The organism is Gluconobacter sp. GP1 (genome assembly GCF_032913585.1).
Taxonomy (GTDB): domain Bacteria; phylum Pseudomonadota; class Alphaproteobacteria; order Acetobacterales; family Acetobacteraceae; genus Gluconobacter; species Gluconobacter cerinus.
Genome location: NZ_JASGXC010000003.1, coordinates 309,098 through 329,323 on the forward strand (window position 1 = coordinate 309,098; position 20,226 = coordinate 329,323).

General features: G+C 56.6%; 23 protein-coding genes. 10 read left to right on the plus strand and 13 right to left on the minus strand.

The genetic code is table 11. The features are described from left to right. Positions 1-24: 24 nt before the first annotated feature. The 3 genes from R5H23_RS09605 to R5H23_RS09615 form a co-directional block, all read right to left on the minus strand. A complete protein-coding gene (locus R5H23_RS09605; RefSeq protein WP_211495554.1) occupies positions 25-375 on the minus strand; it encodes a response regulator in 351 nt (116 codons plus the stop codon). Positions 376-389: 14 nt separating this feature from the next. Beyond that, complete coding sequence (locus tag R5H23_RS09610; RefSeq protein ID WP_317215256.1) at positions 390-1,643, minus strand: multidrug effflux MFS transporter; 1,254 nt, start codon at positions 1,641-1,643, stop codon at positions 390-392. Between the two features lie 103 nt (positions 1,644-1,746). Further along, the gene (locus R5H23_RS09615; protein ID WP_317215257.1) at positions 1,747-2,439 is read right to left on the minus strand and encodes a VTT domain-containing protein; all 693 of its coding nucleotides are present in this window, start codon (positions 2,437-2,439) and stop codon (positions 1,747-1,749) included. Positions 2,440-2,561: 122 nt separating this feature from the next. Here R5H23_RS09615 and R5H23_RS09620 point away from each other — a divergent pair, with 122 nt between their 5' ends. From R5H23_RS09620 to R5H23_RS09630, 3 genes are all read left to right on the plus strand, one after another. Continuing rightward, positions 2,562-3,389, plus strand: coding sequence for a PadR family transcriptional regulator (locus tag R5H23_RS09620; protein ID WP_317215258.1), 828 nt, complete (start codon positions 2,562-2,564; stop codon positions 3,387-3,389). A 47-nt stretch (positions 3,390-3,436) separates the two neighbouring features. Then, positions 3,437-3,814 carry a hypothetical protein gene (locus R5H23_RS09625; protein ID WP_046900601.1) on the plus strand — a complete coding sequence of 126 codons (378 nt, stop codon included), beginning with the start codon at positions 3,437-3,439 and terminating at the stop codon, positions 3,812-3,814. Between the two features lie 89 nt (positions 3,815-3,903). Next, complete coding sequence (locus R5H23_RS09630; protein ID WP_046900600.1) at positions 3,904-4,197, plus strand: putative quinol monooxygenase; 294 nt, start codon at positions 3,904-3,906, stop codon at positions 4,195-4,197. Positions 4,198-4,204: 7 nt separating this feature from the next. Here R5H23_RS09630 and R5H23_RS09635 read toward each other — a convergent pair whose 3' ends face one another. Further along, complete coding sequence (locus R5H23_RS09635; protein WP_317215259.1) at positions 4,205-4,771, minus strand: NUDIX hydrolase; 567 nt, start codon at positions 4,769-4,771, stop codon at positions 4,205-4,207. Between the two features lie 49 nt (positions 4,772-4,820). Here R5H23_RS09635 and dinB point away from each other — a divergent pair, with 49 nt between their 5' ends. The 4 genes from dinB to R5H23_RS09655 all read left to right on the plus strand — a co-directional run bounded on the left by dinB (position 4,821) and on the right by R5H23_RS09655 (position 8,451). Further along, positions 4,821-5,960, plus strand: coding sequence for a DNA polymerase IV (gene dinB / locus R5H23_RS09640; RefSeq protein ID WP_317215260.1), 1,140 nt, complete (start codon positions 4,821-4,823; stop codon positions 5,958-5,960). Positions 5,961-6,024: 64 nt separating this feature from the next. Further along, positions 6,025-6,510: a DUF2501 domain-containing protein gene (locus tag R5H23_RS09645; RefSeq protein WP_046900597.1), complete on the plus strand. Its 486-nt coding sequence runs from the start codon at positions 6,025-6,027 to the stop codon at positions 6,508-6,510. A 154-nt stretch (positions 6,511-6,664) separates the two neighbouring features. Further along, positions 6,665-7,861, plus strand: a complete 1,197-nt coding sequence (locus R5H23_RS09650; protein WP_046900596.1) for an MFS transporter — start codon at positions 6,665-6,667, stop codon at positions 7,859-7,861. 35 nt (positions 7,862-7,896) lie between these two features. Further along, positions 7,897-8,451 (plus strand): TIGR00730 family Rossman fold protein, encoded by a 555-nt coding sequence (locus R5H23_RS09655; protein WP_317215261.1) that lies wholly within the window; start codon positions 7,897-7,899, stop codon positions 8,449-8,451. A 3-nt stretch (positions 8,452-8,454) separates the two neighbouring features. Here R5H23_RS09655 and R5H23_RS09660 read toward each other — a convergent pair whose 3' ends face one another. Further along, the gene (locus R5H23_RS09660; RefSeq protein ID WP_046900594.1) at positions 8,455-8,925 is read right to left on the minus strand and encodes a GAF domain-containing protein; all 471 of its coding nucleotides are present in this window, start codon (positions 8,923-8,925) and stop codon (positions 8,455-8,457) included. A gap of 105 nt (positions 8,926-9,030) precedes the next feature. Between R5H23_RS09660 and R5H23_RS09665 the strand changes: the two genes are divergently transcribed. The 3 genes from R5H23_RS09665 (at position 9,031) to R5H23_RS09675 (ending at position 12,128) form a co-directional block, all read left to right on the plus strand. Then, positions 9,031-9,633 (plus strand): glutathione S-transferase N-terminal domain-containing protein, encoded by a 603-nt coding sequence (locus tag R5H23_RS09665; RefSeq protein ID WP_317215262.1) that lies wholly within the window; start codon positions 9,031-9,033, stop codon positions 9,631-9,633. A gap of 132 nt (positions 9,634-9,765) precedes the next feature. Then, entirely contained in the window at positions 9,766-11,244 is a 1,479-nt protein-coding gene (locus tag R5H23_RS09670; protein WP_086633535.1) for a mannitol dehydrogenase family protein, read from the plus strand. A 137-nt stretch (positions 11,245-11,381) separates the two neighbouring features. Then, positions 11,382-12,128 (plus strand): dienelactone hydrolase family protein, encoded by a 747-nt coding sequence (locus R5H23_RS09675; RefSeq protein WP_317215263.1) that lies wholly within the window; start codon positions 11,382-11,384, stop codon positions 12,126-12,128. 37 nt (positions 12,129-12,165) lie between these two features. Here R5H23_RS09675 and R5H23_RS09680 read toward each other — a convergent pair whose 3' ends face one another. From R5H23_RS09680 to R5H23_RS09715, 8 genes are all read right to left on the minus strand, one after another. Further along, positions 12,166-13,002 carry an aldo/keto reductase gene (locus R5H23_RS09680; RefSeq protein ID WP_317215264.1) on the minus strand — a complete coding sequence of 279 codons (837 nt, stop codon included), beginning with the start codon at positions 13,000-13,002 and terminating at the stop codon, positions 12,166-12,168. 199 nt (positions 13,003-13,201) lie between these two features. After that, on the minus strand, positions 13,202-14,458 hold the full coding sequence (gene murA / locus R5H23_RS09685; RefSeq protein WP_317215265.1) for a UDP-N-acetylglucosamine 1-carboxyvinyltransferase: 1,257 nt from the start codon (positions 14,456-14,458) through the stop codon (positions 13,202-13,204). A gap of 14 nt (positions 14,459-14,472) precedes the next feature. Beyond that, positions 14,473-15,024 carry a dCTP deaminase gene (gene dcd, locus R5H23_RS09690; RefSeq protein WP_064275649.1) on the minus strand — a complete coding sequence of 184 codons (552 nt, stop codon included), beginning with the start codon at positions 15,022-15,024 and terminating at the stop codon, positions 14,473-14,475. Between the two features lie 72 nt (positions 15,025-15,096). Continuing rightward, positions 15,097-15,999 (minus strand): DMT family transporter, encoded by a 903-nt coding sequence (locus tag R5H23_RS09695; RefSeq protein WP_317215266.1) that lies wholly within the window; start codon positions 15,997-15,999, stop codon positions 15,097-15,099. Positions 16,000-16,005: 6 nt separating this feature from the next. Beyond that, the gene (locus tag R5H23_RS09700; protein ID WP_211498403.1) at positions 16,006-16,182 is read right to left on the minus strand and encodes a hypothetical protein; all 177 of its coding nucleotides are present in this window, start codon (positions 16,180-16,182) and stop codon (positions 16,006-16,008) included. Then, a complete protein-coding gene (locus R5H23_RS09705) occupies positions 16,172-17,356 on the minus strand; it encodes a glycosyltransferase family 4 protein (protein ID WP_317215267.1) in 1,185 nt (394 codons plus the stop codon). The genes R5H23_RS09700 and R5H23_RS09705 overlap by 11 nt, the downstream gene beginning before the upstream one ends. A gap of 195 nt (positions 17,357-17,551) precedes the next feature. Continuing rightward, positions 17,552-19,771, minus strand: coding sequence for a pyrroloquinoline quinone-dependent dehydrogenase (locus tag R5H23_RS09710; protein WP_099211551.1), 2,220 nt, complete (start codon positions 19,769-19,771; stop codon positions 17,552-17,554). Further along, complete coding sequence (locus tag R5H23_RS09715) at positions 19,771-20,151, minus strand: glycerol dehydrogenase (protein ID WP_086633540.1); 381 nt, start codon at positions 20,149-20,151, stop codon at positions 19,771-19,773. Before R5H23_RS09715 ends, R5H23_RS09710 begins: the two co-directional genes overlap by 1 nt. Positions 20,152-20,226 lie beyond the last annotated feature (75 nt).

Here is a 20,226-nt window from a genome sequence, read left to right on the forward strand (position 1 = left end):
TGTAGGGGACTCTTCCCCTACAACTCAAGCCCGGATTGCGTTCCGGGCCTGATCGATGGCTTCAAGCAGCGCATTCCTGCGAAACGGCTTGGGCAGAACAGCCACACTTTCCCCCATCAGTTGCCCCTCCTCAAAGTCTCCTGACATGAGAACCACAGCAAGGCTGGCATTCTGTTCCCGCAGTTTTCGGGCAAGCAGCAGACCGTTGAGCACACCAGGGAGATTGTAGTCGGTCACCAGCAGGTCTGCGGCGCCATCCCATGCCAAGGCACTTTCAGCATCCTCAACCAGATGAACGTCCCATCCTTCCCGCGTCAGAACCGTCTTTACCACGAGGGCCACGGCCACATCGTCTTCAACAAGAAGTACCTGCATCACTCTCAACTCCTTCAGGGCGCTGATGATGGCAGTCTGGGCCTCAGCAGAGCAAACACGGTTGCCGCGCAGAAGGCGAACACCAGAAAGCCCGCAAATGGTATGGCCGTCCCGGGGGACATCAGACCGAACAGCGCACTTGCTACCGCTCCGAACAGGTACTGCATTGTTCCTGCCAGAGCAGAAGCCGAGCCTGCACGTTCGGACTGTTCGGACAGAATGCCAACCATTGAATTGGGTCCAATGATGCCTGTTGGCGCCATTGTGATGACAAGCGAGATGATAAGCGGCCAGAGGAAGAAGGATCGAAGCTGTCCGCCCGCAGTCAGATCAACAGCGGAAATGACGGCCAGCGCCAGGAAAAGGATACTGCCTGTCAGGCTGATCCCCAGCGCACTGAAAAGCATGTGCGTCGTACTGACCTTCCCCACCACAAGCCCATTAATGGCGGAAGCCCCGATCATACAGACCGCGAACAGACCAAACAGCATCCCGTAATGGAACGGAGACATACCGAAGCGCTCTTCGAACAGCGTGGGAGCGCCTGTCAGATAGGTGAAAGTTACGAAGCCCAGAAAGCTCCAGACGAGGCCATTCGTGACGAAACTGCGGGTCCGTAGAATATAGATATAGCGTTCGATGATGGAGAGAGGCCGCATGTCCCGGCGCTCCTGCGTAGGGAGCGTTTCCGGGAAGACTGTCAGGAGCATCAGGGTACAGAGCCCGCCATACACAGCCGTGGCCCAGAAAATGACCCGCCAGTCCACAAACTTCAGCGCAAAGCCACCCAGCATGGGCGCGAGAATCGGGACAACACCTTGCACAACGATCAGGCGCGACATGAGTCGGGACGCTTCATCGCCTTCCGTGAGATCCCGAAGACATGCATTGGGAATCACCAGTCCGGCCGAGGCCATCAGAGCTGAAAAAACCCGACAAATGCACATGATGGTCATGGTCGGGGCCAGTGCGCAGCCGATCTCGCCGATTGTGTATCCGATCATGCCAATCAGAAGCGGCAGCCGTCGGCCGAACCTGTCTGAAACCGGGCCAATCGTGATCTGACCAATGGCCAGTCCGATAACCCAGGCAGCCATGGTGATACTGCCTGAACCGGGAGCAGAATGAAGCTGGCGTTCCATTTCAGGGAGGGCCGGGAGATAGATATCTGTGGAGACAGGTCCGACTGCCGTGAAGATACCCAGCATAAGCGGCAACCATCCCGGAATGGTATCTCCACGCCGGAACGCCATGCTCTGTTCTGTCATTCGTTTCTGCCTGTGAAAAAGCAATGTTCAGAAGATGAGAAAGGACCCGTCCCTCACGAACGGATCAAACCAGTGAATCGTTCAGAACGAGATGTTCGAACGGTTATTCATCTGCCTGACGCAGGAGCAACGCTCCCAGAACGCCAGAAACCACAAACAGGCCACCCGCGAAACCAAGCTGGACCATATGACCAATACGTGTGCCAGCCCCTACCAGAACAAACACCAGGTTCTGAGGCAAACCGCCAAGGCAGGTTGCCAACGCAAAGGCTGGAAGCGGAAGTTCAAATAATCCGGCTGCCATGGAGACCAGCAGAGCAGACCCAACAGGCATAAGCCGCAAGGTCAGAACAGCACGGAAGGGTTTGCGATGAAGGATTCTTGCCAGCGCTGCATAATTCCTTTGCAGGCGGTCATGCAACCTTTGTCGAAATTTTACCGGTGCAAGCACTCTGGCCCAGCCATAAGCCGCCATCGCCCCCAGCATATACGCCAGAGAACACAGGCCCAGCCCGCCCCAGACTCCAAACGCCAGCCCCGCGGCAATGCACAAAGCCTGACGAGGCAGACCGCAGGCACAATACGGAATGGCCAGTAGCAGGAACCAGACTGCTGCATAGGGAGTCTCGTGCCAATGCGGCGCGTTTTCCAGCAGACGATGAATGAAGGGCAACCGCTGCAACAGCGCCACACACAACAGCATCGCACCAATCGTCAAAGCAGCACGCCAGGGCACCAGCTGACGAAATGTGCGCCGCAGTTCGGGATCAGGAGGGGAAGAGATCGGGCTACCCATCTCCGCCGGATACCAGCGGAAACGGCACGCGGCTATGGCACGAGCAGATTTTGAAAAAGAAACTCTTGCAGATATATCTTAAGATACTATATCGTACGACATATCGAATGAAGGAAAACAGAATGTTCAAACATGATACCGATCGCGCTGAGCGCGGTTTCTCAAGGTTCTCCCGGGGTTTTGGCTTCGGCGGACACAAGCATCGCAAGGGTGGTCGACGCCGCAGCGACGCATCAACCAGCGAAGGAGAAAAAATGCAGGATGGTCCGGACTTCCGCGAAGGCGGATTTCCTCCAGAGCGTGGCGAACACGCAGGGCGCCGATTTGGTGGCCGGGGTGGCGAAGGCCGTGGCGGCGGACGCGGCTTTGGTGGTCGGGGACCACGCGGCGGCGGCCGGTTCGGTGGCGGCGGCTTTGGTGACGACACTTTCGGACGTGGTCGTAAACTGACAGCTGAGGAACTTCAGATTGTCATTGAAGCCCTTCTCCATGATCAGCCTGCGCATGGCTACGAGCTGATCCGCCGCCTCGAAGAGCACTCCGGTGGCTTCTACAAGCCAAGTCCTGGCGTCATTTACCCTTCCCTCACCTATCTTGAAGAGGCTGGCCTCACCGCCGTCACGCAGGAAGGCAACCGTAAGCTATACAGCCTCACGGATGCAGGGCGCACCCATTACGAAGCGAACCGGGAGACGGCGAATCGTATTCTCGAGGTCCTCGCCCGGATTGGTGCCCGGATGTCGGAAGTTCGGGATGCCTTCAGTGGAATGAATGATCTTGATCCAAGCCTGGGTCAGGACCTGCATGAAGCACGTCTTGCTCTGAAGCTGGCACTGAAATCCCGTCGCGGAGCAAATGCAGAGGAACTGCGCCGGGTGGTGCAGATCCTGCGGCAGGCTGCAGCCGACATCAGCGGTGAAACACCAGAAGACAAGCCATCCGCCGACTGAAGATCACGCCTCTTCGTCTGAGTGAATGTATGGAGTAAAGGGTGGTCATGATTGTTCAGGACCACCCTTACTTCTGCAATATGCCCGAAGACATGCAGTACTATCGGCCTGAAGTCTTTCCAGCCGGCTTCATTGAAAAATCAATGATCTTTGCGCTTCCTGACCGGCTCAAGAAATTCCGTCGGAATCTATGGCACGTCCGGCGCAATCCTGGGGAAGATGCGGTTTATATGCCGCTGTTCCGCGTGGACTGTATTTTAAAGTCAGAGCCGCGCCCTGCAGGGTTGCAGGGACCGCTGGATATTTATCCATTCTATACCCGCACGACAAAGACCCGCAGCCGTGAGCTGGACTACTATGTTCTGTTCATCTTTCGCGAAAAACTGTCATTCATGCGATGTCAGGAGCTCATCGGGAAAGGTTGAACGGTTCTCCCCTTGAAGGAAGTTTCCAAGCGGCCCATTGATGATCGGCGCTCAAACGCATCTCAGTCTTTTCAAGCGGATCAAGACCTATGCCGAAATCCCTTTATGCCACGATGAAAGCCCTTCCCGGCTGCCGTGAAAAAGTTCGCGACCTTCTCATAGGCTTGGCAGCCGACGTTCGGGCCGAACCCGGCTGTGAACGGTTTGTCGTTCACACACTGGCGACTGATCCTGACTTCTTTCATGTCGAAGAAACTTACCGCGACGAAGACGCCTTCAAGGCTCACATGGGCACAGACCACGGCCGCGTCTTCAACCAGGCCATCGAAACACTGGTTGAAGACGGTGGCTCGAAAGTTGTGTTTCTTGATACCGTAATCTGAACGGACGTCAGATCAGGCCCTTTGCGCGAATCAGCGCAAAGGCAGCCAGAGACACCATGCATTTAAGTTCGCCACACGCGATCAGATCTTCAAATTCGCCCAGCGTCATGTCCTGCGTCGTGATGTCCTGCTCGGTGTCTTCCAGCTCGGTTTCCCCACGCGTGAGGTTACGCGCCAGAAAGACGTGGCCTTTCTGGTTCGAGTATCCGGCTCCCTGATACATCGTTCCCACATGAATCATCTCGCCCGCGCGCAGGCCCGTTTCCTCGCGGAGTTCACCAAGAGCAAGCTCGACAGGATCGACGTTCTCCTTCGTCTCCCACATTCCCATTGGCAGTTCGAGCAGGCGCTCCCCAACCGGGTACCGAAACTGCTGGATCAGGGTCACGCGGCCATCAGCATGCATGGGCAGGATCACCACAAACTCTCCACGCTCGACAATGCCATAAAGGCCCTTCTTGCCGTTAGGATGAATGATGATGTCCTCTCGCAGGGCCGTCCACGGATTGCTGTAAGCCAGACGGGTTGAGACTGTCTGGAAACCAGCGGCGCGACGGGCGTCTTCGATGCTCATGGACTGATCCGATCTTGTTTCGTTCCTGTTGATCGGCGACACTGTACAGATGGAGTCCCGCCGGATCGTGCATATCGACATGGACGCTTTTTATGCGTCTGTCGAACAGCGAGATAACCCGTCCTTACGTGGCCGCCCTCTCGCGGTTGGACGGGGCGAGGCCCGTGGCGTTGTTGCCGCTGCCAGTTATGAAGCGCGTCCTTTTGGTGTTCGCTCTGCGATGCCCTCCCTGAAAGCCAAGCGCCTTTGTCCGGATCTTATATTCGTACCGGCCAGGTTTGACGTCTATCGCGCTGTTTCCATGCAGATCCACGAGATCTTTGCCCGATATACGCCCCTCATCCAGCCTCTTTCCCTTGATGAGGCCTATCTGGATCTCACAGATTATCTGGGCGCTTATGGTTCGGCCACGTTGGTTGCGGAACGCATTCGTGCGGACATCCGCAAAGAAACCGGCCTTACAGCTTCCGCTGGGGTTTCTTACAACCGGTTTCTGGCCAAACTGGCGTCTGATTACCGCAAACCTGATGGGCTTTTTGTCATCACGCCGCGAATGGGACCGGATTTTGTGCTGAATTTGTCCGTAGACCAGTTCCATGGAATTGGCCCGGCAACTGCTCGAAAAATGAATGCTCTGGGCATTAAAACCGGCGCGGACCTCCGGAAAATAGATTTGCTCACGCTCACACGCCACTTTGGAAAGGCCGCTTCCTTTTATCATGGTATTTCCCGCGGGATTGATGACCGCCCCGTCGTGGTTAATCGCGAGCGCAAGTCTTTGGGAACGGAACAGACCTATCTGACAGACCTGCGAGATGAAGCCGCCGCACGCAATGCTCTTGGAATGATTGCCACCAAACTTTGGCTACAGGCCCAGGGTAAACAGATCACAGGCCGAACCATAACTCTCAAGGTCAAATATGCAGATTTCCGCCAAATTACGCGAGCCCGCAGTCTGCCTGTCTCTGTTGGGTCCGAAGCAGTTCTGGCGGAAGTTGGGCAGTCTCTCCTAACACCGCTTTTTCCTTTAGTGCCCGGCGTGCGTCTTCTCGGCCTCACGTTATCGGCTCTCGCGGGGCCAACGCTGGAGATACCGGACGAGAGTTCACAGATGCAGCTTGCTTTCGATCAGCCAGAAACGGCGCTCCCCGAAAATCGACAGGTTTTTCGCTCACTTTCTCTCTTTTGAGCGTTGTTAGGACGCATAGAGGCAGATCACGCCTCATGGTTGTCCTTACAGGAGTTGAAATTTTATGGTTCCGTTCCGCCTGCCAGCCCTGCTCTCGACTGGCGCAATTGCTGCCATCGCAGCCCTCTCTCTCGGAGGCTGCACATCCGGGATGTCGGCTGCCCAGAATCCGGAAACGCAGGCAGCGGCAACATCCGCTGCAACTGCCGCAGCCCAGAGCACAGCTTCACAGTTGACCGGTGGCCTGACGGGCGCCCTTGGGCTGCCAAATCTCTCCTCCACCTCCACCAGCAATCTGGCCGGCGTGCTGAACTATTGCGTGACGAACAACCTGGCTACGGGGACGAATGCTACGGGTCTTCTCTCCACTGCCACACAGGCAGCAGGCGTGACTAACAGCCCGGCATACAGTGCTGGCCAGCAGGGCATTCTTCAGGCCGTCAGCAACCAGACGAATACGTCCCAGCAATACTCCCTGTCCTCACTGGCAGAGCCGTTGCGCCAGAAAGTATGCTCAGCGGTTTCAAGCCGCCTGCAGAACATGCTTTAAGGCCACCTTCTCTCGGGATGTTCATTCCCGAAAGATCACATACTGTTGTTTTTTGGACCTGAGGGGTCCATTGACCGTGACGGATCGTTCAAACTGTCCTATGCCAGACAGGACGTAACCAGTTAGTTACTTAAAGAAACAGGAGATTGAAGGCATGACTGCGGAAGAAACGCCGGTGAGTTCACCGACGAAGCGGGTTCTTACCGTCGTTCTGTTCAATCTTCTAGTTTACATCGTTATCGGGCTTCCCAATGCCGTCCTGACGATCTTCGTGCACCATACGCTGGGCTATAGCACGACGATCGCTGGTCTAGCCTTCTCCCTGCAATATCTTGCGACATTTGCAGCGCGCCCTTCTGCTGGTCGGCTGGTAGATAGCATAGGCCCCAAACCGGTTGTTTTAGGCGGATTGGTGACATGCCTCATCTCAGGCCTGCTGATGATCGGTGCGGGTTGGTCAGGCGAAACACCCGCCGTTTCCCTTGGAATTTTGCTCTTAAGTCGTCTGTTTTTAGGATGGGCCGAAAGCTGGGCTGCCACGGGCGTCATTGTCTGGAATATCCGCCGAGCCGGAGCTGAAAACACAGCTATTGCCATTTCGTGGAACGGTATCTGTTCTTATGGAGGCATTGCTCTTGGTGCTCCGATTGGCGCCAAGCTCTCACAGCTTCCTCATCCTTATGGCGGCATTGTCTCGGTCGGTATCCTGTCCGTTATTCTTCCGCTCTTTGGTCTTGCCCTGATCGGCTTTTACAAGGGCATCAAGCCTCTTCCCTCCACGGAAAAGCCCGTTCCCTTCACGCGCGCGCTTCGTCTGGTTCTGCCGCATGGCATGGCGCTGGCGGCTGGCTCCATCGGATTCGGTGCCATCTCATCCTTTCTTGCTTTGTATTATGCCGTTCTGCACTGGGAGGGCGCTGCAACAGCCCTGTCCGTCTTCGGTATCGTATTCGTTGTTATCCGGTTCTTTTTCGCCTCACAGATTGCCCGGCGTGGCGGCGTCTTCGTGGCGATCGTCTCTCTGCTGATCGAAGCTGTCGGGCTGGCCTGTCTGGCAATTTTCCCCTCACAAGGGGCTGCTCTGATCGGTGCGGCGTTGACTGGCGCAGGTTTCTCCCTGCTGTTCCCTGCGCTTGGTGTTCTGGCCGTCAACAGTGCTGGCCCACAGAACCGCGGGGCCGCTTTGGGCGCCTATTCGATCTTCATTGATCTGGCGATTGCATGTTCGGGTCTTGTGCTCGGGCAGGTCATCGAGTTTGCTGGCTACAAGACCATGTTCGGCACGACTGCGGTGTGCTGTCTGGTCGGTGTGCTCATCAGCCGTTCGCTTGGGCGGAAGCCTGCCGTCTAAGCGTTCTGCCCGCTTCCTTACAGGACCTGCTTCCCATGACCATTCGTTCCTGCGCTGTTTTCTGCGGCTCCCGCTTCGGCAACTCCCCTGTGTATGCAGAAGGTGCATCCGAACTTGGAACGGCTCTGGCCCAGAACGGAATTACGCTTGTTTACGGCGGTGGTCATGTGGGTCTGATGGGTACCGTTGCGGATGCCGCCCTGACCGCGGGGGGGCAGGTTATTGGCGTTATTCCCGGGTTCCTGCATGATCGCGAAGTCATGCATAAAGGCGTGACAGAGCTTGAAGTGACACCCAACATGCATAGCCGCAAAGCCCGCATGTTCGAGCTTTCAGATGCGTATGCCATCATCCCAGGTGGATTCGGCACTTTTGATGAGTTGATGGAAATTCTGACCTGGAAGCAGCTCGGTCTGCACCAAGACCCGATTTACATCGTCAATATTGGTGGCTGGGCAAAATCCCTTGTCCGCACCCTGACCGATGCCGTTGAGCAGGGCTTTGCCTCCCCCAACACGCTTAAGCTGTTCACCGTTGTGGAAGACGTTTCCGCGCTGATGAACCATCTGCGCGAAAACGTTCCTGCCTGAAAATCAGGCTGTCAGCGTCTTTTCAAAGGCGCTGACAATCTTTTCGATCATGGCCTGATCTTCCGCATCGAAGCGGTTCTTCACAGGGCTATCAATATCCAGAACTCCGATCAGGTTTCCATCATGCAGGATGGGAACCACGATTTCGGAAGCCGAAGCAGCATCACAGGCAATATGCCCTGGAAACGCATGCACATCCGGAACGACGAGCGTGGTTTTCTGCTGGGCAACAGTTCCACAGACGCCTTTCCCAAGCGGAATGCGCGTGCAGGCCAGACGCCCCTGAAACGGGCCGAGGACCAGTTGATCATCCTTGAAAAGATAGAATCCGGCCCAGTTAATGTCTGGCAAGGCCTCGAACAGCAGGGCCGCGATATTGGCCATGTTCGCAATCTGATCCGTTTCAGACGCGACAACCGATTCAACGGTTTCCACCAGATCTTCCACGGTCAGACGATGGATAGGCGCACTCATGTCGGATGATCCTGAGTTAAAATGAGATGAAACAGGACCATAAAGCCGTTGCGTGTCTCCGTCACGATGGCCACTCTGTCCTTTTCACCATTACCGGACCAGATCATGGCTAGACGTCTTTATGGAATTCCTCTGTCCGGCCATGTGCATCGCGTCCGGCTGTTCCTGTCGATCCTGAAGCTGGATTACAGCTTCGTAGAAGCCTCAATGCAGTCGCCTGAAGTGCTGAAGCTTAATCCGCTGGGCCAAATTCCGATTCTGGAAGACGGCGATATTATCCTGACAGACAGCAATGCCATTCTGGTCTATCTCGCGAAAACCTATGCATCCGACAGTTCATGGCTGCCAGAGGATGCACTCGGCGCGGCTCGAGTTCAGAAATGGTTTTCCATTGCTGCTGGCGAGTTGCGATATGGACCGGCTATGGCGCGTGCGGCGACGCTCTGGAAGCGCTCGGATGATATTGCCCCGGCTCAGGCAAAGGCTGCGAAGCTGCTTCCCTTCATAAATGATGAACTGAAACAGCGGCCATTTCTCGCAGGTGACATGCCCACGCTCGCCGATCTGTCCTGTTACGCTTACATCAAACGCGCACCTGAGGGCGGGGTGTCTCTAGCGCCTTATTCTGCAGTTCAACAATGGCTGGAGCGTATAGAAGCGCTGCCTGACTTTATTCCCATGCCGGAAGCATCTGCTTTCGGGTTATGAATATTTTCGTTTCCCTAATGAATCCTCTCATTGGTGCGAGAAATATTAGAAAAAATTTATATTTAATAAAAACAGTTTCCTCATCACGTCTTCTTCTTAAAAGGGTCGGGCCTTTCGTTCGGAAGAACCATCATGAAACTGACCCCGGAAACTCTGGCCCACCTTCCAGAGACCATCCTCACCTCCCCTTATGATCGCCAGAAGGTGACTGCGGGGATTGCCCATCTCAGTGTCGGAAACTTTCACCGCGCCCATCAGGCCGTGTACACAGACCGCACACTGGCTCTGCCGGGCCAGGAAAGCTGGGGCATTGTTGGCCTTGGCCTGATGGATGTGCCGTCTGAAGTGCAGAAGGCTGAAGCCCTTCAGTCTCAGGGCGGTCTTTACACTTTGCGGGAATGCCCATCGGGCCGTCCGGACGTCGTAAGGGTTGTAAAATCCCTGGTGGAATACATCCACGCTCCCGCAGACCGTCTGGCAGCCCTGAAGCGCCTGACCGATCCAGCAATCCGCATCGTCACCATGACGATTACGGAAGGTGGATATTACATGGATGAGGCAGGCCACTTCATGGCTGACCATCCGACCATCGTTGCGGACCTCAAGCGTGAAGTGCCGGAAACAGCCTTTGGTATCCTCACCGAGGCTCTTCGTCTGCGCCGTGAAGCCGGTGTGAATGCTTTCACAATTCTCTCCTGCGACAATGTTCCGTCGAACGGAGAGGTTGCGCGCCACGCCGTCCTGTCCTTCGCACGCCTGCGAGACGACGAACTGGCGGACTGGATTTCCCGGAACGTCTCGTTCCCGGCCTGCATGGTTGATCGTATTACCCCAGCGGTTGGACCGGCAGACATTGCTCGCCTCAATAGTGAAAGCGGCATTGAAGACCGCGCTCCACTGTTCTGCGAAGACTTCATCCAGTGGGTTGTGGAAGACAATTTCCCAGAAGGTCGCCCGGCCTGGGAGCAGGCCGGTGTACTGTTCACGAACAATGTTGAGCCATACGAACAGGTCAAGCTGCGCATGCTCAACGCGTCCCACTCCATGCTGGCCCTCCCCGCCGTCCTGATGGGGTACCGCTTCGTCAGTGAAGCCATGGAAGACGAGAACCTTTTCCGCCTGCTTCAGCAGTTTCTGGGTTTCGACTCAGAACCACATCTGACCGCTCCTCCCGGCATCAGCCTTCCGGAATATGGGGCCCTCCTGCTCCAGCGTTTCCGCAACAAAGCTGTCAGTGATCAGCTTCTGCGCATTGCGTCGGACAGCACATCCAAACTGCCGGTCTTTATTCGCCCGACAGCCGAGATCGTGGTGAAAGACAACGGTGACATGCGCCGGATCGCGTTCCTGCTGGCCTGCTACTGCGCCTACATGAACGGCCGGGACGACACAAACGCGGACTTCCCTGTCACAGAGCCACGTCTCAGCAAGGAAGATCGTGCACTGGTGACGGACACCGATCCGGCGCGCGCTTTAGATATGGGCGTCTTTGCGGGCTGGGGCCTCACTGACAACCCTGCTTTCGTCCAGCTTTTCACTGACATGCGGCAGAGCCTGCAGGATCGTGGAACCGCTGCGACACTTGCGGACGTCATCACGCCAAAGGGCTGATCAGGGTGTCCTGTGCCGGTTGAGATTAACAACCGGCACAAAGCCCTTTCTTCAGACGACGTTGCAGCACGCCAGTGGGCCGCCTACAAACAGAGCCAGATGCGTTACTTGCAAACTCTCGCAGGGTGGATCGTCTCATGATCATCAGAACTGACGAAAAAATCGATCTTCAAACGCCTACTGGCTCAATGCGTGTTCATATTTTTCGACCGGTTCAGGATGGCCGTTTCCCAGCTGTTATGCTGTTTTCGGAAATCTATCAGGTCACGGCACCTATCGAACGATTGGGCGCCATGATTGCGGGACAGGGATATCTCGTCGCAATCCCCGAAGTGTATCATGAGTACGAACCTGCCGGGACTGTCCTTACCTATGACAAGGATGGAACAGATCGCGGGAATGATCTGAAATACGCCAAACCTGTCTCAGCCTTTGACTCTGACACGGCGGCCCTTGTCGAATGGCTGCAAGACAGCAGCTTCTGCACAGGCGCCATTGGTGCTTTTGGTGTGTGCCTAGGGGGGCATCTCGCCTATCGGGCGGCTCTTCATCCTGCAGTCAAAGCAACAGCGTGTTTCTATGCCACCGACCTGCATTCAGCGACGCTTGGTGAAGGCAAGTCTGATGACTCGCTCATTCGGGCCACAGACATCACTGGTGAACTGATGATGGTTTGGGGCCAGTCAGACCCGCATGTTCCCTATGCGGGACGGCGCATAATCCGGGATAGACTTGAGGACGCGGGCGTCACGCTGGAGTGGCATGAAGTTAACGCCCAACATGCATTCCTGCGTGATGGAGCACCACGCTTCGATGCTGCTCTCTTCCTGCAGGCCATGAACTGGACGAATGCTCTATTTCAGCGCGCTTTGACGCGAGAGTAACCAAAGGGGGCTTCCGCTGCAGGAAGCCCTTCAAACATCAAAATTCCTCGTAGGTGGCAGGGTCTTGATCGGCGAGACGCCCATCTGCACGCGCCAGAGAGGCAATTTTCGTCATATCGTCTTCTGTCAGGGCAAAGTCGAAAATGGACCTGTTCTTAATCTGGCGCTCAGGCGTGGCAGACTTGGGAATGGGCACAGAACCAAGCTGGTGATGCCAGCGGAGAATAACCTGCCCGACTTCCTCGTCTAGCCGCTCAGCGATTGTTTTCAACAGCGGATTTGTCAGAAGGTCACTTGCGCGCCCTAGGGGGCTCCAGGCCTGCGTAATGATCCCATGATCATGGTTCCACTTCCGCATATCGTCCTGCGGGAAATAGGGATGCAGTTCAATCTGGTTGATCGACGGAAGAACGCCTGTTTCAGCTTTCAGCCGCTCAAGATGTTCTGGCAGAAAATTGCATACGGCAATTGATCGGGTATAGCCGCGCTTCTTTGCCTCAATCAGGGCTTTCCAGGCTTCAACGTACTTGCCCTGCTTCGGGTTAGGCCAATGAATGTAATACAGGTCAAAGTAGTCAAGCTGCGTGCGATAGAGGGACTCCTCGATCGTTGTCAGCGCAGCATCATAGTCATGATGGCGGCCTGGTAGCTTTGAGGCGACGCGCAGTTCTTCCCGGGGGCGGCCGCTCTCACGCACGGCGCGCCCAACTGCCCCTTCATTCTCATAATTGAACGCACTGTCCAGAGCGTCATAGCCCACGTTGAGGGCACTGTTCATGGCTTCAACGCCCGCAGCACCATTGAGCTTATAGGTTCCGAACGTGATCGCCGGAATGGTCGTGCCGTCATTGAGCGTGACTGTCGGAATCGTCATTCTCTGCTTCTCCTGACTCTGCCGCATTCAATCCCTGGGGGATTTATCAAATGCCTAAGGAAAACTTTTCGGGTTTGACTTATTACGCCCGACAGAGAGGAAGCGTTTCATAACGGATGGCTTCAGACGCACGAGCCACAAAAAAAGCGGTGAGCCGAAATGGCTCACCGCTTGTCTAAAAAAGAAGCCTGAACAGTCTTCAGTCTGAAACGCGTTCGATATCAGCACCACATGCTGCGAGCTTGCGATCTACGCCTTCATACCCACGATCCAGATGGTAAATCCGGCTGAGCTGCGTCTCGCCTTCAGCAGCAAGTCCAGCCAGGATGAGCGAGAAAGACGCCCGAAGATCAGTTGCCATGACCGGAGCACCGGACAGCTTCGGAACGCCACGGATAATTGCCGAGCGACCATGGGGATTGATGCGCGCACCCATCCGGTTCAGTTCAGGAACATGCATGAAACGATTTTCGAAAATCGTCTCGGTAATCATGGACGCACCATCCGCAACAGAGAGCATCGCCATGAACTGGGCCTGCATGTCCGTTGGGAAACCCGGATATGGCTCCGTCATGATGTCCACGCCTGTCAGCTTGCCCGTGCGACGGACGCGCAGACCACGCGGATCTTCGTCAACTTCAACACCCGTTTCCTGCAGGGTGCGGATTACAGCCCCCAGATCATCGGCACGACCACCGACGAGCAGAAGGTCACCGCCCGTAATGCCCGCAGCGCAAGCATAAGTGCCGCACTCGATGCGATCTGGCATGACCGCATAGTTGGCGCCATGCAGGCGCTCTACGCCTTCAATGATCAGTGTACCGGAACCTTCGCCCGTAATCTGTGCGCCCATCGCATTGAGACAGTGCACCAGATCGCTGATCTCGGGCTCACGCGCTGCGTTGACAATTTCGGTACGGCCTTTGGCGAGCGTGGACGCCATCAGCAGGTTTTCTGTCGCACCAACGCTGGCGAACGGCAGGATAATCCGGTCGCCCTTCAGGCCTTCGGGCGCACGGGCATTGATGTATCCGTTCTCAAGGCGGATTTCAGCACCCAGAGCTTCAAGCCCTTTGAGATGCATGTCCACAGGGCGCGTGCCAATAGCGCAGCCACCCGGCAGCGAAACCTTGGCTTCACGGGCACGCGCCAGAAGCGGGCCAAGAACAAGAATGGAAGCACGCATCTTGGAAACGATGTCGTACGGGGCTTCCACCGATCCGATTTCGCCTCCGATAGAGAGGGTACGCTCACCCACAGCCTCGACGGCGATGCCCAGTCCCTTAAGAAGATCACGCATCGTCTTGATGTCAGCAATCTGCGGAACGTTGGACAGCACCAGACGATCAGAGGTCAGCAGGCCTGCGACCATGAGCTTGAGGCCGGAGTTCTTTGCGCCCCCGATCTCGATTTCGCCCGTCAGGCGATGGCCACCACGAATAATGAAACGGTCCATGAGTGATGCGCTCCTTACAGCCGAGGCGTGGTTACGCCGGACTGGCGCATGTATTTACCGGCACGATCCGCGTAGCTGACTTCGCAAGGGCTGGCGCCCTGGAAGAACAGGAACTGGCAGATGCCTTCGTTCGCATAGATGCGCGCAGGCAGCGGCGTCGTGTTACTGATTTCGATGGTGACCTGCCCTTCCCACTCCGGCTCAAGCGGCGTCACATTCACGATGATACCGCAGCGCGCATAGGTGGACTTGCCAAGGCAGACGACCAACGTGTCCCGCGGAATACGGAAATATTCGATCGTGTGCGCCAGTGCGAAGCTGTTCGGGGGAATCGTGATGTCGCCCGTCCGTGTCACGAAGCTGTTCGCGGCGAAGTTCTTCGGATCGACGACGGCACTGTCCACATCGGTAAAGATTTTGAAGTCTTCCGCGACACGCGCGTCATAACCGTATGACGACAGACCATAGGAAATAACGCCTTCCCGTTTCTGGTTTTCCACAAACGGTTCAATCATGCCGTGTTCTTTGGCCATCTGGCGGATCCAGGTATCAGGCATGATTGGCATGGACGCATTAACTCCTACACGGGGGGACCGATCTGCTCTACCGACAGCCGCCCGATCACGCAATGTGTCGGTTTAGCCATTTTCCGTGAGGTGCTGTTGCCTTTTGACAAGCCAGCGCGGTCTCATCTCACTGGCAAGAACACCACAGACAATCAAAGCAGCGCCCAGAAGCGTGGTGGCCTGCAGTTGATCGCCCGCCAGCCAGCCGACCAGACCGCCCCAGACAGGCTCTCCTGCATAAATCACAGCAGCTTTTGAAGGTGGGACGGACTTTTGAGCCCAGTTCATCACGAGTTGTACCAGAGCACTCAGGCTTCCCAGAGCCGCAGCACAAACAACCCAGATCCATGAAAATGTCGGCACATGCTCCCCGGCGACCGACATAAGAAAAAGTGCAAAAAGGCCGCCTCCAACAAGCTGGCAGACTGTGATTCTACGACTGTCCACGCCTTGGGCAAACAGGCTGATCAAAACAATTTCGGCAGCAATGGCGCATGCTGACAGCACCGTCAGCAAATCACCATGGCTAAAGGTCAGGGTCAGGGCTGCCGGCCCTGCCAGCGCAATCAATCCGGCAAACGCCAGGCCGATTCCGACCCAACTCATGATGTGCGGCGATTTACGCAGAATGGCCCACTGAAATAATGGCACCAACGGCACATAGAGAGCCGTGATGAATGCAGAACGGCTGCTCGTCACCTCACGCAACCCTGCACTTTGCAGAACATACCCGATTGAAAGGGCAATCCCGATCAGAATACCGGATCGCACTTCTTTCCGTGTCAGACCTGTCATGTGACGACCTGCCAGACACGCCACCATGGCTGCGGCCATCAGAAATCGCACACCGACGAAGAACATCGGTCCGCAATGCTGCATGGCTAGATGCAGGATCAGAAAAGTGCCTCCCCAGAGCGCCGTAACGCCCGCCAACGCCAGTTCCTGTGGCGATGGCGTTGGCAGACGAATTTTCATGACGCCTTAGCTTTCGGAAGACGGTGTGGGCGCTGTGGGCCTGATGCGCTGCTGCTGTTTACGACGCAGAAGATTGGCCCGGAGCGCCTTGGCTTCGCGAGCTGCACGTGCCTCTTTGGCAGCCTGCGCCTTATCAGTCAGATGGGCCGTAGCTTTGTCGTTTTCCGTCTTGTCAGTTGTCATCAGTCTGTCCGTCGAAAGATGCTCGAAGATGCTTTCCAAGCAGCTCGTCATATACACCGAGTGTCGCCGACTGCATCTGTCGGATCGTATAATTTCGCAAGACATGCTCACGGGCATTTTCCGCCAGATAGGCAAGCGTCTCATCATCGGCCGACAGAATGCCGAGGAGTGCTTCTGCCAATGCCTGAGGATTATCGGGAGGAACAACGAGACCGGTCTGTCCAGGCAGGACCGTCTCCATCATGGCGCCCTGTGCCGTTCCGATAACGGGTTTGCCCATCATCTGCGCCTCTACAAGCGTCCGCCCGAAGGGTTCAGGCCGCAGAGACGGCGCGACGACAACGGCCGCCAAAGCGCAGGCTGCTGGCATGTCCTGGCATGTCCCTGCGAAGCGAACCCTGTCCTCCAGACCCAGCTCCTGAATTCTCCGCCCAAGAGAAAGCGCAAATTTATGATCCGTTTCCGGGCCAACCAGAACACAGATCCAGGGTGTAACAGAGGCCTGTTTGAGAAACTTCAGTGCTTCAATCAGGACCCTCTGCCCTTTCCACGCCGTTAGACGTGCAGGCATCAGGATCACGCGGGCGCCGTGAGGGACTGACCAAGCTTCGGCAAGACGCTGGATCCGCTCGCCGGAGACCTTTTCCGGGTCAAAAAGAGAGGGGTCGGCGCCACGGGGAATGGTCCGCAGACGGTCTGACTGAACACCATATTGCCCGGACAGACGGCCGGCGATGAAATTCGAAATGGCAATCACGCGCGTGCCACGGGCCAGAACAGAATTATAAAGCTTCTTGCCCCACCAGCCCGCACCATGAACACCATGCCATGTCGTGACCAGCGGGATCCCTTCACGACGACAGGCCAGCCAGGCCGCCCATGCCGGAATACGGGAGCGGGCATGCACCAGATCCACCCCCTGCTGGCGGATCAGTTTCTGAAGATCACGGGCCCGGCGCAGTACAGCAACAGGTGATTTGGATTTCAGGTTGAGCGGCACATGAATTGCGCCAGCGTGCCTCAACTGGATCAGCAGCGGCCCCGGCTTTGAAGCAACAATGGCTTTCCCGCCCGCCTGAGTGATGGCAGCGGCGATTTCGATGGCACCGCGCTCAAGCCCCCCAGTGCTGAGTGCAGGAAGGACCTGGAGGATCACGGGAGAACGGTCAGTCATGAGCGTTTCGGCGGGCCATTCTGAAAATTTGATCCGAACGAGAAGCCTTCCTGATCGGTCTGCGCCTGAGGCTTTCAGAATGAAAAACAGGCAGAAACGAAAAAGGGAGACGTCCATGCCCTGCTAGCACAGAAGTCCCCCTTTGACGATGGAGTGTAGCGAATGTGCACAGCACATCCGCCACAGTCGTCGGCTTTACTTAACGGCGTCAGGCAAAGCGTAAACCACGAGCTGATCGCTGACTGGCGTCATCATGAAGTGATGACCACCTGCCATGATGGCAACGTACTGATGGCCGTTGGCTTCGTAGGTCATCGGGTTGGCCTGACCACCACCCGGCAGCACTGCGCTCCACACGACCTTGCCGGTATGTTCGTCAATGGCGCGGATCTGGTTATCCGTAGCTGCTGCGATGAACACCAGACCGCCACCTGTCACAACAGAACCACCATTGTTCGGTGTTCCGATCTCCCAGGGAAGACCTGTCGGCAGACCCCAGGGGCCATTGGCCCGAGCCGTTCCCAGCGGATGCTGCCAGAGCACCTTCTGACCGTGCTTCATGTCGATCGCCGTGATCATGCCGTAAGGCGGACGGTTGCACATCATGCCCGTGTACTGATCCCAGAACGGCGTCACGACGATGCCGTAAGGCGTTCCGTCCATGGCACCATTACCTTCGGCGCCACCGCCACCTGGCTTGAAGTTAGGATCGTCGATCGGCATCAGACCAAGCTTGTCGGCCTTCTTGCGGGTGACGAGCTGGTCGTACATCGGGGTGATGTTCCAGTTCGCGATCAGGATTCCGCTCTTCTCGTCATAAGACATGGAACCCCAGTCACTGCCACCATTGTAGCCCGGGTATTCAATCCATGGCTTATCAACGCTCGGCGGCGTGAATTCACCAACGTAGTTCGCACGACGGAACTTGATCCGGCAGAAGAGCTGATCAATGGGAGACATGCCCCACATATCCGTCTCTTTCAGATCGGGCACGCGCAGAGCAGGCATCCCGACGGACCAGGGCTGCGTCGGTGTCCGCGGGTCGCCAGGAATGACGCCTGGTGACGGAGCCGGACGCTCTACGACGGGAAGAACTGGCTTACCTGTCCGGCGATCCAGAACGAACGTCTGACCGCGCTTCGTCGGCATGATAAGAGCTGGAACGGGCTGGCCGTCAGGGCCAGGCATATCCATCAGGGTTGCCTGAGAGCCAATATCATAATCCCAGACGTCCTTATGGGCGGTCTGGAAAACCCACTTTTCTTCACCCGTCTTGACGTCAATCGCCACGACTGCGGAAGAAACCTTGTTTTCGGCATCGCTACGCAGGGCGCTGTAATAGTCGGCAGCGGAGTTTCCGGTCGGCACATAAACCAGACCAAGAGCGCTATCGCCCGTTAGTGCGGCCCATGAGTTCGGCGTACCACGGCTATAGTGGCGATTACCCGTTGGCTGGCTGTGATCGGTCGGGTTGTTAACGTCCCATGCCCAGACGAACTTGCCGCTTTCAGCATCGTAACCACGGATCACACCAGACGGTGCCCAGCGACGCTGACCATCCAGCACTTCGTGATTGACGACGACAACGCCATCAACAACCGGTGGCGGTACGGTCATGGAAACGAAGCCCGGAACGGACTCGCCAAGACCCTGCATCAGGTTGACCTGACCACCGTGACCGAAATTCGGACAGAACTCACCCGTTGCCGCATCAACAGCAATCAGGCGCATATCGAGCGTGCCTTCGATAAGCCGATTGTGGCAGGGCTGCCCCTCAGGCACGACGGACGACGTGAAATACGTCACGCCCTTACAGGCTGCGGTGTAGGGAATGGAGTGGTACTTCACATCCACATTCCGACGCCAGATCTGCTTCCCCGTGACCGGGTCCAACTTCATGATGTCGTTCATGGCTGAACACATGTAGAGGCCGTCACCCACCTTGATCGGTGTGGTTTCAGCTGCCCATTTGTTGGTCTGACCCGGACGTGGGTAGCTGCCCGTATGATAGGTGAACGCGACCTTCAGGTTGCCAGCGTTCTCAGGCGTGATTTCAGACAGCGGTGAATAACGCGTCTGATGGTCATCACGGCCATAAGCAACCCAGTCTCCTGGAGCAGGGTTTGCACTCTGCTGGGGTGCCATGGCAGGCACTTCTGACGGATCAATTGACTCGATATCCGGCAGATTTGCAGCATTGACGCCCGGAGCCTGCGGGGCATACGGAGACGGTCCGGCAAAATAGCTCTGCTCTTTAGGACCGCTCTCAGTAGGCTCATTCGCATTGCCTGGACCAGGAACTGCGGCAGTCGGAGAACCACCCGAGCCTGCGGGAGCGAACTGAGCGTGGGCGGCGAGAGGCGAACAGGCGAGCGCGAGGCCTGCGGCTGTTGCGAGAAGGTGAGACCGACGCATCAGACGGCTCCTCTGAGTGTACGGCGGGATTCCAGGCGGCGAAGGACCGGAATGGTCAGGACCACCAGAATGCCGAGAATGGTCGGGCCGAAAGCGCGCGGCAGAAGGTCAATCGGGCTGACCCCGACTTCCCACAGGGACCAGACCCATGTGTAGGCCAGGGCGCCGAGGTACAGGAATGCGCCAAGCGTGCGGCCCATCACCATGAACACCCCGCTGGCAACCAGCACGATCCCGCAAATGACGTAGTAAACAGAGCCGCCCAGCATCGCGAGGTCAGCCCCCATGATGACAAAGATCAGGCCCACAAGAAGAATAACGACCCCCAGAAGCAGCGTCAGCCACTCCGTCAGAGTCTTCGTGCCGTTAATATTCGGCATAACCGGATGCCTCCCAGACTGAATGCCCGGGACGGTATGTCGATTATCCAGCGAGGTCCATTAGAGTTATTCTGA